Raw genomic sequence first — 12589 nt, 5'->3', positions numbered from 1 at the left:
TGGTCGCTTCAACGCCTTGAAAGGTTCAAGGTTGCCGGACAGGGATGTCGCAAGGGTCAGGCTTTCTGGTCAGAACTTGTCCTCTTCGGTCGGCACCAGGATCTCGCGCTTGCCGGCATGGTTGGCCGGGCCGACGATACCTTCCTTCTCCATCTTCTCGATGATCGAGGCAGCGCGGTTGTAGCCGATGCCCAGCCGGCGCTGGATATAGCTGGTCGAGGCCTTGCCATCGCGCAGCACCACGGAGACCGCCTGATCGTAAGGATCGTCGGAATCCTCGAAATTGCTGTTGCCGCCACCGCCGCTCGCTCCACCCTTGCCTGACGGCTCGTCGTCATCCTCGCCATCATCCTCGGTGATGGCGTCGAGATACTCCGGCACGCCCTGCAGCTTCAGATGCGCGACGATCTTCTCGACCTCTTCATCGGCGACGAACGGGCCGTGCACGCGCTGGATACGGCCGCCGCCGGCCATGTAGAGCATGTCGCCCATGCCGAGCAGCTGCTCGGCGCCCTGCTCGCCCAGAATGGTGCGGCTGTCGATCTTCGACGTCACCTGGAAGGAGATGCGGGTCGGGAAATTGGCCTTGATGGTGCCGGTGATGACGTCGACCGACGGCCGCTGCGTTGCCATGATGACATGGATGCCGGCGGCGCGCGCCATCTGAGCCAGGCGCTGCACGGCACCTTCGATGTCCTTGCCGGCGACCATCATCAGGTCGGCCATCTCGTCGATGATGACGACGATATAGGGCATCGGCTCGAGATCGAGGTTCTCGGTCTCGTAGATCGCCTCGCCGGTCTGGCGGTCGAAGCCGGTCTGAACGGTGCGCGAGATCTTCTCACCCTTCTTGTCCGCCTGGCTGACGCGGGCGTTGAAGCCGTCGATGTTGCGCACGCCGACCTTGGACATCTTGCGGTAGCGGTCCTCCATCTCGCGCACGGTCCATTTCAGCGCCACCACCGCCTTCTTCGGATCGGTGACGACGGGCGTCAGCAGATGCGGGATGCCGTCATAGACCGAGAGTTCCAGCATCTTCGGATCGATCATGATCAGCCGGCAATCCTGCGGCGTCAGCCGGTAGAGCAGCGACAGGATCATGGTGTTGATGGCGACCGACTTGCCCGAGCCGGTGGTGCCGGCGACCAGCACGTGCGGCATCTTGGCGATGTCGACGATGACCGCCTCGCCATTGATGGTCTTGCCCAGCGCCAGTGCCAGCTTGGCCTTCGTCGTCTCGAAATCGCGGCTGGCCAGGATCTCCCTGAGATAGACGGTTTCGCGCTTGGCGTTCGGCAGTTCGATGCCGATGGCGTTGCGGCCGGGCACCACCGCGACGCGGCAGGCGATGGCGCTCATCGAGCGGGCGATGTCGTCGGACAGGCCGATGACGCGCGACGATTTGATGCCGGGCGCCGGTTCGAGCTCATAGAGCGTGACGACCGGACCCGGACGGACGGCGATGATCTCGCCCTTGACGCCGAAATCCTCCAGCACGCCTTCGAGCAGGCGCGCATTCTGTTCCAGCGCGTCCTTGGACAGGCTGGCGTCGCGCACCACGTTCTTCGGCTCGGAGAGGAAGTGCAGCGACGGCATTTCAAATTTTTCAGAGCCGATCAGCGATGTCTGCGCCTCGCGCTGCACACGGGCGCCTGGCACGGGGCGCGCCGCCGGCGCCTCGACGCGCGTGGCGGCATCGGAACGGAACGGCTGTACCTTGGCGGTCGGCGCGCCGCGGCGTTGCACGACAGGCTCATCGTCGAAATCGGCATCCTCGCCCGCATTGTCGAAGCGGTCGTCGAAGATATCGGCATCGTCGGGGTCGAGCGAGGCGCTGCGGTCATTGACCATGGCGGCGAAGAATTCCGGCTCGACGCGGGCGCGGCCATCCTGGCTCATCCGCTGCTCGGCGAACTCGGCCGATTCGACCCGTTCGGCCGCGCGGCGCCAGGCGGTGGAGCGCTGCTCCATCTCCGGCTCGTACTCGTCCCGCTCTTGCCTGCGGCGCACGGCGCGGCGGTGCATCCACGCGCGCAGCGACAGCCACCAATGGGTGATGGCGCCGAGCGCCAGGATGCCCTCGTCGCCTTCGTCCTCGTCATTGTCGAACAAAAGGTCGTCCTCGCGCGGATCGACGGCGGGCTCGTCCTCCATCACCGCAAAGCCGTTCTTGCGTCCGATCAGCGCCGAGCCATGGGCAAAGAGCCACAGTGCGGGCGCCGAAAGCAGGATGGCGATGATGCTGGCGATCAGCCCGGTCGGATAGCCGCCGATGACGACACCGGGGATCTTCAGCACCATGTCGCCGAACACGCCGCCGAGGCCGGTGGGCAGCGGCCAGGTCTTGGGCGGCACCACGCAGCCGACCATCGCAGCGGCCAGCAGCGCGAAGCCGAACCAGGACAACCCGCGCTTGGGCAGCCTGTCGACGCCGCGCGCGGAAAACAGCAGGAAGCCCCAGATGACCGTCGGAACCAGGGCGGCGACGGCGGCGAGGCCGAAGAACTGCATGGCGAGGTCGGAGAACACGGCACCCGCATAGCCCATGGCGTTGGTGACGGTGTTGTTCGTCGCGTGGGAAAAACTCGGATCGGCGACATTCCAGGTGGCAAGGCTGGCAACGCCAAAGGCGGCCAGCGCGAACAGGCCGACGCCAACCAGCCGCCCCACCTGACGCCGCGCGAACGCCTGGATGCCGTGCCCCGTATCGGCCAGCGCGAGCGGTGCTGAAGCCCCTGAACGCATGCTCTTCCCCGTCTGTCGTGGACTCGCCGGGTGCGTGGCGCACTCCGGCAGATTCGGGTCTCAGACTATCGGTGGGAAGGTTAAGGGCGCATTAACTATAAGAGGTTGAGACGCTCAAACCTCATTACCGCCGGTTGAGGCGTATGAGGCAATGTTGGACGACGGACCGATGGAGCTCCATCGAACGAAACAATGGCGGGCTGCCGGCCCGCCATTGGTCGTCTGAACAGAGATCGGGTCTCGGCCCGATCGCGGCAAATCAGTTGGCGCCGCCGAGCGCCTGCACATTGGCGCAGAATTCCGCATGCGGCTTGCTCATCGCCGCATCCTGGCATTCCTTCTTCATCGCTTCCTGCTTTTCCATCGGCATGGCCATGAAAGCTGTCTTGAAGTCCGCCATCGGCTTCATGGTTTTCATGCCGGAATCCGTGAAGAACGGCGCCATGTTGTCGGGCTCGTCCAGAGCACCGGCAAACGCCACGCCGCCGATCATGGAAAGAGCAAGCGCTCCGAGACAGATGTTCTTGAGGTTCATGAGATGGTTTCCTTCCCTGTTGTTTGGCACGAGCGTCAGAACGACGATCGTCCCCACGGTTCGGAACCAGAGCGGTCGTTGTTTCCTCAAAAAACATGATCACGCGAACGTGATTGCGTGAAGCCGGGCATTGCCGGAATGGCTTGCCAAAAAAAGAGGCCCGGATGCGATCCGGGCCTCAATGCGTGAACTCCTTTCGGGAGCGTCACGACGGGATCTTTCAAAGCAATTCCAGGAGAACTGTGCAGCGCTTTCCATTCGGAATTGCGTGGAGATATGGGGCCGGCGGGAGGAGGGTTCCGCCGGCCCCTTGGCTAAGCTGGCCTTACGGCACCACTTCGCCATGCTGGGAGATGTCGAGGCCTTCGACCTCTTCCTGGGTCGTCGGGCGCAGGCCGACAAGCGCCTTGACGATGTAGAGGAGCACGAAGGTGGCAATGCCGGTCCACACGATAGTGACGGCAACGCCGTAGATCTGCTTGCCGAGCGAAGCACCTGCGCCGAGGCTGTTGATCGCCGGGTCGGCGAGCACGCCGGTGAGCAGAGCGCCTACCACACCGCCGACGCCATGCACGCCGAAGGCGTCGAGCGAGTCGTCATAGCCGAACATGTGCTTGACCTTGACCGCCGAGAGGTAGCAGACGACGCCTGCGACGATGCCGACGATGAAGGCACCGGTCGGGTTGACGAAGCCGGAAGCCGGCGTCACCGCGACCAGGCCGGCAACCGCACCCGAGATGATGCCGAGCACGGAAGGCTTCTTGGCGACGATCCATTCGGCGAACATCCAGGCCAGTGCCGCCGCCGCGGTGGCAACCTGGGTGTTGAGCATGGCAGCGCCGGCAAGACCGTCGGCTGCCAGTTCCGAACCGGCGTTGAAGCCGAACCAGCCAACCCACAGCAGCGAAGCGCCGATCACCGAATAGACCAGGTTATGCGGCGCCATGTTGGTGGTGCCATAGCCTTCGCGCTTGCCGAGAACCAGCGCACAGACCAGACCGGCGACACCGGCATTGATGTGAACGACCGTACCGCCGGCAAAGTCGAGCACGCCCGCCGATCCGAGGAAGCCGCCACCCCAGACCCAATGCGCGATCGGCACGTAGACGACCAGCAGCCACAACGCCATGAAGATCAGCAGCGCCGAGAACTTCATGCGTTCGGCGAAGGCGCCGGCAATAAGCGCCGGCGTGATGATGGCGAACGTCATCTGGAACATCGAGAACACGAATTCAGGAATGTTGGCGACGCCCGGCAGCCACAGCGAGGCCGTGGTGATGCCGTGATGGAAGAACTTCGAGGTGCCGCCGATATAGCTGTTCACGCCGCCGCCGTCCGAGAAGGCCAGCGAATAGCCGAACATGAACCACAGCACCGTCACCAGGCAGGTGATGGCGAAGCTCTGCATGACGGTGGCGAGCACGTTCTTCTTGCGCACCATGCCGCCGTAGAACAGCGCAAGGCCCGGAATGGTCATCATCAGCACCAGCGCCGTCGAGGTCAGCATCCAGGCGGTGTTGCCGGTGTCGAGCACCGGGGTCGGGGCAGCAGCCGGCGCGGCCGCGGCTGCGGCCGGTGCCGCTTCCTGTGCGAAGGCGGCGACCGTGCCCAATGCTGCGAGAGTAAGCGAACCCAAAAGGGCAGCTCGTCCCGTCGTCTTCAAGGTGGAAGGAATATTCATTGAACTCTCCATTGGAATACGTGATCGCCGCTCAGAGCGCGTCGGTGTCTGTTTCGCCGGTGCGGATGCGCACCGCCTGATCGATGCCGAAAACGAAGATCTTGCCGTCGCCGATCTGGCCGGTCTTGGCGGCTGCGGTGATGGCTTCGACGGCCTTGTCGACCATGTCGGCACTGACCGCGACTTCGATCTTGATCTTCGGCAGGAAGCTGACCGCGTATTCCGCCCCGCGATAGATCTCCGTATGCCCTTTCTGACGCCCGTAGCCTTTGACTTCGGTGACGGTCAGGCCCTGGATGCCGACGGCGGTGAGCGCTTCGCGTACCTCGTCGAGCTTGAACGGCTTGATGATTGCCATCACGATTTTCATAAGGTTTCACCCTTTGCTGTTGCGGTCCCCCGCGTTTGCACACCTTCACCGATCCCAAAGAGCCGGAGAGTGCCCACAAGGATTCAAGCTCCGTGCCAAGTGCCGAAGCAGGGTGTTAACCCACTGTAAACAAAGAGATTAGGGAGTGCGCCGACGCAACCTGCCCACAGCTGCGGCGATACGCCTGCTTAAAAATTGGGCAAATTTCGAAAAATGCCTACTCTGCAGGCGATCGCTTGAGCCGGATCAGCCCTTCCTGCGCAACCGAGGCAATCAGCGTACCGTCGCGGGCAAACAGCGAGCCGCGTGTAAAGCCGCGCGAGCCCTGCGTGGAGGGGCTGTCCTGCGTGTAGAGCATCCAGTCGTCGAGCGCATGGCTGCGATGGAACCACATGGCGTGGTCGAGGCTCGCCGCCTGGATATCGCGATCGAAAATGGCGCGGCCATGCGCGAAGGTCGATGTGTCGAGCAGCGTCATGTCGGAGAGATAGGCGAGCACCGCTGCCTGGATGGCGCGGTCCGCCGGCACCGGACCGGTGGTGCGGATCCAGATGTTCTGCTTTGGCTCCAGCTTTTCGCGGCTAGTGTAATGCTTCAGCATCACCGGCTTCATCTCGATCGGCCGGTCGCGCTCCCAGTAGCGTTTGATCCCATCGGGCACCGCCTCGCCGAATTTGCCCAGCAATTCGCGTTGCGACAGCAATGTGTCCGGCCCCGGAACGTCCTGCGGCATCGGCACCTGGTGCTCCAGGCCGACCTCATCCTGCTGGAACGAGGCTTCGAGCGAAAAGATCGCCTGGCCGTGCTGGACCGCCACCACGCGCCGCGTGGTGAAGGAGCCGCCGTCGCGAATGCGGTCGACCTCGTAGACGATCGGCACCTTGGTGTCGCCGGGCCGCATGAAATAGCCGTGCAGCGAATGCACGTACCGATCGGGATCCACTGTCCGCTGCGCCGCCACCAGCGCCTGGGCGATGGTCTGGCCGCCGAACACGCGCTGCCAGTCGAGCAGCGGGCTGCGACCACGATACAGATTGTGTTCCAGCTTCTCGAGGTCGAGAATGCCGAGAAGCTCGTCCATGGCTGCCGTCATATTTCGCGCCCTCGCCGCAGAAGTGTTATGGCGGTTTCCGACAGGACGGACAGGCAGTCAAGGGCGCAAGACCCGGCCGGCGCAGGAGCGAAGATGATGGAACGCAAGGCGGACACGAAAAACAGATCCGGGCTCGATGTCCTGGTCGCCGGCGCCGGCTATGTCGGCCTGGCCGCCGCCGTATCGCTGAAACAGGCGCGACCGGGCCTCGCCATCGCTCTCGTCGATGCGGCACCTGCTGGCGCCTGGCAAAGGGATGGCCGCGCCTCGGCCGTTGCCGCTGCCGCCTGCCGCATGCTCGACCAGCTCGGCGTGTGGGCCGAGATCGCACCCCAGGCACAGGCGATCACTGAGATGATCATCACCGATTCGCGCACCGCCGATCCGGTGCGTCCGGTCTTCCTGACCTTCGGCGGCGAAGTGGCGCCGGGCGAGCCCTTTGCGCATATGGTCGCCAACAAGGTGCTGAACGGCGCCTTGCGGGCCAGCGCCGAAAGGCTCGGCATCGATATCATCGAAGGCGTCGCGGTGCAGGGCTTCGAGACCAACGGCAGTGGCATCACCGTGCATCTCGCCGACGGCGCGGCGCTGAAGGCGCGGCTGCTGGTCGCCGCCGACGGCGTCAACTCGAAGCTGCGCGACATGGCCGGCATCAAGACGGTGAAGTGGGAATATGGCCAGTCCGGCATCGTCTGCACGGTAGCGCATGAACGCCCGCACAATGGTCGCGCCGAAGAGCATTTCCTGCCGGCCGGGCCTTTCGCCACATTGCCGCTCAAACCCGGCGAGGACGGCACCAACCGCTCGTCGATCGTCTGGGTCGAGCGTACGCCCGATGCCGAGAAGCTGGTGGCCGGTGACGATCTCCTGTTCGAACACGAACTCGAGCAGCGTTTTGGCCTGAAGCTTGGCGAGATCCGCGTTATCGATGCGCCGCGCGCCTGGCCGCTCGGCTTGACCATTGCGCGTGCCTTCGTCGCGCCCCGCATCGCACTCGCCGGCGATGCCGCCCACGGCATCCACCCGATCGCCGGCCAGGGCCTCAATCTCGGCTTCAAGGATGTCGCAGCCCTTGCCGAGGTGATCATCGAGGCCGACCGGCTCGGCCAGGACATCGGCGCGCTCGACGTCCTCGAACGCTACCAGCAGTGGCGCCGCTTCGACACGGTGCAGATGGGCATCACCACGGACGCGCTGAACCGGCTGTTTTCCAACGATATCGGCCCGCTGCGAACCGTCCGCGACATCGGCCTCGGCCTTGTCGAACGCATGCCGCGCCTGAAGGACTTTTTTATACGGCAGGCGTCGGGGTTGTCCGCCAGCACGCCGCGATTGTTGAAGGGCGAGGCGATCTGAGCGCTATCGCTCAGTTGACCTCGAAACCCAGCTTCTGCCGCAGCCGCAATATCCTCTGGTCGGATATTTCGAGGCGTTTTTCCCCGCCCTGGGCGGCGCGGTTGACCATCTGCAGCAGATCGTTTCGCTCGGCGACATCGAGGCGTTCGCGCAGGAACGGCGCCAGCTTGTCGATGACGACGGTGGTGTCGTCGACCTGCGCCGCCGCCCATTTGGCGTAGATCACCGCCTCGTCGGTCTTCTTCTTGTCGGCGATCTCGGAAATCACCGCGCGGATGACAGCCTCGCGCTGCGGCAGGATGGGCCCATCCTCGGAGACGATTGATGTGATCAGCGTAGCCGCCGCTACGACCGGATCATCGATCGCCGTCAGAGGCGACAGAGCCGCCTGCTTGCGCAGCTTCTTGCGACGGATGTTGCCCTGCACGCGCCCGACAACGTCCGCAACCTCGCGAGCCGCGTCGTTCATCGCCTTCATCCGGTACCACCAGAACGCCGCCGCGCCCATCACGCCAAGGATAGCAATCAGGAAAGGCATGTCGAAATCCCCAAGAACCCCGGCGACGATAGGAGAACTCTCGCCTTGCTTCAACACGCAAAAGTTGCGCACCAAATGAGCCGGGACGATCGTTCAATCGAACGCCTTGGTTTCCGCGTGGCTGTAGCACATGGCGGGGGCTATGACCCCGGCACATTGTAGATCGCCCGCACCTCGATGGTGCCGATTTCGGCCAGCGGGATCTCGCCGGCGATCTCCAGCGCCTGGTCGAGATTGTCGGCCTCGATCATGACGAAGCCAAGCAACTGCTCCTTGGTTTCGGCGAACGGGCCGTCGGTGATCAGCCGCTTGCCCTGGCGTCGCCGCACCGTCTTCGACGTTTTCACCGATTGCAGCGCCTGCGCGACGATCAGCACCCCACGATGATCCAATGACCGGTCATGAGCCATCGAATCGGCATCGAGCTTGGCCAGACGCTCCGGCGTCATGGCATGGAGGTCGTTCTCCTCGCCATAGACCAGACAGACATATTTCATTTCCAGCTCCCTTGCTGTGACGAACCATAGGCGATCACGGTATCGGTTGAGTTCTTGCCGGCAGCGACATGGTCGAGAAGGCTGACCGCAATGCCGATGATTGCAACTGCCGCAAGCAGCCGGCCGAAGCCGGAGGGCGGCACATGCAGCGGGTCGCTTTTCCCTGGATCGGCCGTTCGGCAGGTGCTTGTCCAATGGGCAGAAAACAGATTGTTCATGCGAACCTCCATCCGCCACGAGAATCCGTGGCCGCCCGCAGGACGGTCGGGGCCGATGCAAGTCGACATTCTTGCACGTACATTTTTCAAAAAAATTCGGTGCGGCTCGCCGGTGCTGCATGCGCGCGCAAACAGCGCGGTGGCCTTCCCTCGCGCCCGCGCTATAGTTGGGAGGAACGCCGCCTGGCCGGCGCCACCGCTGTAATAAGGAGGAATTCATGGACCGCACCGCAAACGCCGTCTGGAAAGGCAATCTGAAAGAGGGCACGGGCACGCTCGACACCCAGAGCGGAACCCTGAAGGGCACGCCCTATTCGTTCAAAGCCCGCTTCGAGGACGAGAGCGGCAAATCCGGCACCAACCCTGAAGAGCTGATCGCGGCGGCGCACGCCGGCTGCTTTGCCATGCAGTTTTCGCATTTCCTGGCCGAGAACGGCACGCCGGCCACCGAACTCGACGCCAAGGCCGTGGTGACGCTGGTTCCCGGCACCGGGATCACCGGAAGCGCCCTCACAGTGGTCGGCAAGGTCCCGGGCATCGACGCGGCGAAGTTCAAGGAATTGGCCGAAAAGGCCAAGGCCGGCTGCCCGGTCTCGAAGGCGCTCGGCGCCATAAACGTATCGCTCGACGCCAAGCTCGGCTGAAGGCCCGAACGGCAAATTCATCCAGAAACCGCTGGCCCTTGGGCCGGCGTTTTCGTTTGCGGTCAGCCCTTCAACGCGGCCGCCCGCACATCCGATGGCGTCGCGCCGTAGCGCCGCCGGAACGCCCGGTTGAAATAGGAGAGGTCGTTGAAGCCTGCCTCGAAGGCGATCGCCGTGATGCTGCGTCCGGCATGACGAGGATTGCTGAGCATCCGATGCGCGCGCAACAGGCGCTGGCACAGCATGAAATCCGACAGCGACGTGCCTTCGCTCTCGAACAGTTTTCTGATGTAGCGGGCCGAAAGGCGGTGACGGCGGGCGATGTCTTCGGCCGACAGGTCGCCGCCATGGGCTGCTATTTCGGCCTTGATGGCACGCAGCCGCGCCACGCGCACGCCTCGGCCCCGGGCGATTTCTGCCGCGTCTCGGGTGGCACCCATGGCCAGAGCGACGAGATCGAAAATATGCGTCGTCGCCAGATGCCAGGCCTCCGGGGTCAGCACGTCGCCGGCATCCTGGATCGACCTGACATAGTCGAGCAGCAGCCGCATCGCCCCGCCGGAGGTTGGCAGCGGCTGCATCAGCGCCGGGGCCGGGTCGCCGATCAGCGGTGACAGTGCCTTGAGCGAGAAGCTCATATTGACGAAGCGAAGACCGCCTGGCTGGATGACATTGAGGCCGACCTCCTCGCCGCTCATCATCAGCGCCTGGCCGTTGCCGACCGGCTCCTCGCGGCCGCGATGCTTCATCACGCTTGCGCCATCGAGGGCGACCAGGAGGACGAGATCGTCGCTGTCGATCAGCGACGTCGAATGATGGACGCGAAATTCCGAACACGTGCCCGTGGCGATGCCGAGGCCAGGCAACGCGCGCACCTGCATATCGACATGCGTCGGGCCGAGTGGATCGAGATCGACCTTGAGCACCGTGCGGCCATAGACCTCGCGCATGACCTCGACGCGATCCCGCTCCGGAAGCGCGTCCGTCATCAGTCGGAACGAGGCGGTTGGCCCAATCGTCGCCGTCACCGGCATCCCCCATGCCTCAGGTCAATTAGAAGCGGCGTGATATGCGCCGCGCCTCCGAAAACGTCAATACAGGGCCGTTTGGGCCGTTTTTAGGGCCGCTGCGTCCAAGCTGCCCGCTTTTGCCGGACCTAGTTTGCAGCGCGTTTCCGATCAGGAAGCGCATCGCAAACAGCCACAAGGGGGTTCGATGTATCATTTGCAATTGTTCAGGACACTGTCGGGGCTCGCCTCGGCAGGCTTCAATCCACGCGTCTATCTGTTGTCCATCGCTCTCGGCGGAACCGTAGCCGACCATCGCGATCCGAAGCGGCCGTGTGGGGAGCGTCGGCCATGAGCGTCCGGCATACAGTCCTGGCGGCACCGGTCCTGTGCCTCGGCCTATCGGGCTGCGTCGGCATCAACCCGGTTTCTGCGGTCGTCGGCATGGCCGGCATGGCGGCGGCCAACTCCGCCGGCATGGCGCAATCGAGCGTCATCGGCCCGCAGGAGCAGGCGAAGTACGCCTCGATGTCCTGTGCGGATCTGCGGCAATTGATGGCAGGTTACGAAGAGGCGAAGAACCATGGGCCGTCGGTCAAGAAATACGGCGGCATGGCGCCGGCCGGCAAGACGGCGATCGTCAACAATGTCATCGGCACGCGGCTTGTCTATCTCCGGCAGCTTGTTGCGAGCAAAGGATGTTGAGGGCCTCGTCACACCACGCCTGCCGGGCGGCACTTGTCGGGCTTGCCGGCTGGCTGGCGTTCAGCGCCGGCGGCGCTTACGGCCAGGGCAAGGGACCGACGACACGCTCGCGCCTCGGTGCGATGCCGGCAGCGCTTGTCGGCAAGTGGGGTTTTGCAGTTGCCAGCGGCAATTATTGCGACACATTCAGCAACTGCGATCCAGGCAGCGGCGGCAGCGTCACCTTTACCTTCGGGGCTGACGGGCGCACCTATTACGCGCTGTTCCAATCGTCTCTGGTCGACGGCTGCGGTCAGGTCCGGTCGCTGACCCTGAAAACCGGTAAGGCCTCCGTGCGCGGTTCGACCCTGGTTTTCACGCCGACGGCAGGAACCTACAAATCCGTCAATGGTTGCCGGCCCGACCTCACGGGCCTCTGGAAATTCAAGCCCGGTGACCTGAAGCCGGTCTCCTTGCGCTGGCAACTGGACGGCAACCAGTTGCGGCTGATCGACCCCGACGGCGAGGCGAGCGGCGTTTACTCGAGGAGGTGAGCCTAGCGCTCGCCGGTCAGCGCGTCGATGCGGGCGCGTAACATTGCAATCTCCTCCTCGAGGGCGCTGACGCGCTCCTCGAGGCCGGAGGCAGATGAAGCAGCCGACGCAGCCTGCATGGCGATGGGGGCGATCTGCGGAGTCCCGCTCAGCAGATGGACGTAACGCTCCTCGCGCTGGCCCGGTCCGCGTGGGATTTCCTGGATGAGTGGCGGTCGGCGGCCGATCAGCATGTCGAGCTCGGCGCGCAGATCTTCGATCGACGAAAACCGTGCCATGCGCTCGGTGCGCGCCGACAATTCATGGGCCGTCTGCGGCCCGCGCAGCAACAGCAAGCCGATCAAGGCGGTCTGCGGTGTGGTCAGCGAGAAGCGCTGCGCCATCTGGTGCTCGTAGCGCTCGACACGCGAACCGAACATCTGCCGCACCAGCCCCTTTTGTTCGAGCAGCTTCAGCCCCCGGTGCACCTCGCTCTGCTCCAGCGCCATCACCGGCTCGCGCGCCGTCTTCTGGTTGGCGGCAGCCAGTGCCGCGTTGAGCGTCAGCGGATAGACATCCGGCGTCAGCTCCTTCTTCTCGATCAGGCAGCCGAGAATGCGAGCTTCCACAGGGGAAAGGATGGGAAGGTCATCGCTCATTGGATTACTCTCGCCGGCAACCAACCAAC

General features: G+C 64.0%; 14 protein-coding genes. 4 read left to right on the top strand and 10 right to left on the bottom strand.

The window, feature by feature from the left end:
- Nucleotides 1-69: 69 nt before the first annotated feature.
- From A9K65_RS05345 to tesB, 5 genes are all read right to left on the bottom strand, one after another.
- Nucleotides 70-2745 carry a DNA translocase FtsK gene (locus A9K65_RS05345; RefSeq protein ID WP_013528892.1) on the bottom strand — a complete coding sequence of 892 codons (2676 nt, stop codon included), beginning with the start codon at nucleotides 2743-2745 and terminating at the stop codon, nucleotides 70-72.
- Nucleotides 2746-3004: 259 nt separating this feature from the next.
- Nucleotides 3005-3280 (bottom strand): hypothetical protein, encoded by a 276-nt coding sequence (locus A9K65_RS05340; RefSeq protein ID WP_013528891.1) that lies wholly within the window; start codon nucleotides 3278-3280, stop codon nucleotides 3005-3007.
- A 325-nt stretch (nucleotides 3281-3605) separates the two neighbouring features.
- Complete coding sequence (locus A9K65_RS05335) at nucleotides 3606-4787, bottom strand: ammonium transporter (protein ID WP_224619141.1); 1182 nt, start codon at nucleotides 4785-4787, stop codon at nucleotides 3606-3608.
- A 205-nt stretch (nucleotides 4788-4992) separates the two neighbouring features.
- The gene (locus A9K65_RS05330; protein ID WP_013528889.1) at nucleotides 4993-5331 is read right to left on the bottom strand and encodes a P-II family nitrogen regulator; all 339 of its coding nucleotides are present in this window, start codon (nucleotides 5329-5331) and stop codon (nucleotides 4993-4995) included.
- A 217-nt stretch (nucleotides 5332-5548) separates the two neighbouring features.
- Entirely contained in the window at nucleotides 5549-6424 is an 876-nt protein-coding gene (gene tesB, locus A9K65_RS05325) for an acyl-CoA thioesterase II (RefSeq protein ID WP_013528888.1), read from the bottom strand.
- 96 nt (nucleotides 6425-6520) lie between these two features.
- On the opposite strand from tesB, the gene A9K65_RS05320 reads away from it, so the two are divergent.
- A complete protein-coding gene (locus A9K65_RS05320) occupies nucleotides 6521-7780 on the top strand; it encodes a ubiquinone biosynthesis hydroxylase (protein ID WP_064993002.1) in 1260 nt (419 codons plus the stop codon).
- Nucleotides 7781-7790: 10 nt separating this feature from the next.
- On the opposite strand, the gene A9K65_RS05315 is transcribed toward A9K65_RS05320, so the two are convergent.
- The 3 genes from A9K65_RS05315 to A9K65_RS05305 form a co-directional block, all read right to left on the bottom strand.
- Nucleotides 7791-8318 carry a hypothetical protein gene (locus tag A9K65_RS05315; RefSeq protein WP_024504998.1) on the bottom strand — a complete coding sequence of 176 codons (528 nt, stop codon included), beginning with the start codon at nucleotides 8316-8318 and terminating at the stop codon, nucleotides 7791-7793.
- A gap of 140 nt (nucleotides 8319-8458) precedes the next feature.
- A complete protein-coding gene (locus A9K65_RS05310) occupies nucleotides 8459-8815 on the bottom strand; it encodes a YciI family protein (RefSeq protein WP_063173350.1) in 357 nt (118 codons plus the stop codon).
- The gene (locus A9K65_RS05305) at nucleotides 8812-9033 is read right to left on the bottom strand and encodes a hypothetical protein (protein ID WP_024504996.1); all 222 of its coding nucleotides are present in this window, start codon (nucleotides 9031-9033) and stop codon (nucleotides 8812-8814) included. The genes A9K65_RS05310 and A9K65_RS05305 overlap by 4 nt, the downstream gene beginning before the upstream one ends.
- A gap of 218 nt (nucleotides 9034-9251) precedes the next feature.
- On the opposite strand from A9K65_RS05305, the gene A9K65_RS05300 reads away from it, so the two are divergent.
- Complete coding sequence (locus A9K65_RS05300) at nucleotides 9252-9677, top strand: OsmC family protein (RefSeq protein WP_013528883.1); 426 nt, start codon at nucleotides 9252-9254, stop codon at nucleotides 9675-9677.
- A 62-nt stretch (nucleotides 9678-9739) separates the two neighbouring features.
- On the opposite strand, the gene A9K65_RS05295 is transcribed toward A9K65_RS05300, so the two are convergent.
- The gene (locus A9K65_RS05295) at nucleotides 9740-10711 is read right to left on the bottom strand and encodes an AraC family transcriptional regulator (RefSeq protein ID WP_064992605.1); all 972 of its coding nucleotides are present in this window, start codon (nucleotides 10709-10711) and stop codon (nucleotides 9740-9742) included.
- Nucleotides 10712-11035: 324 nt separating this feature from the next.
- On the opposite strand from A9K65_RS05295, the gene A9K65_RS05285 reads away from it, so the two are divergent.
- Nucleotides 11036-11389 (top strand): hypothetical protein, encoded by a 354-nt coding sequence (locus A9K65_RS05285; RefSeq protein ID WP_064992606.1) that lies wholly within the window; start codon nucleotides 11036-11038, stop codon nucleotides 11387-11389.
- The gene (locus A9K65_RS05280; protein WP_013528879.1) at nucleotides 11383-11922 is read left to right on the top strand and encodes a hypothetical protein; all 540 of its coding nucleotides are present in this window, start codon (nucleotides 11383-11385) and stop codon (nucleotides 11920-11922) included. Before A9K65_RS05285 ends, A9K65_RS05280 begins: the two co-directional genes overlap by 7 nt.
- 2 nt (nucleotides 11923-11924) lie before the next feature.
- Here the strand turns inward: A9K65_RS05280 and A9K65_RS05275 are convergent, their stop codons facing one another.
- Nucleotides 11925-12560: a DUF480 domain-containing protein gene (locus tag A9K65_RS05275; protein ID WP_024504993.1), complete on the bottom strand. Its 636-nt coding sequence runs from the start codon at nucleotides 12558-12560 to the stop codon at nucleotides 11925-11927.
- Nucleotides 12561-12589: the final 29 nt, after the last annotated feature.

Origin of the sequence: Mesorhizobium sp. WSM1497 (assembly GCF_001672455.2) — a bacterium.
In the GTDB taxonomy this organism is placed as follows: Bacteria; Pseudomonadota; Alphaproteobacteria; order Rhizobiales; family Rhizobiaceae; genus Mesorhizobium; species Mesorhizobium ciceri.
This window is presented reverse-complemented; position numbering and strand designations above follow the sequence as displayed.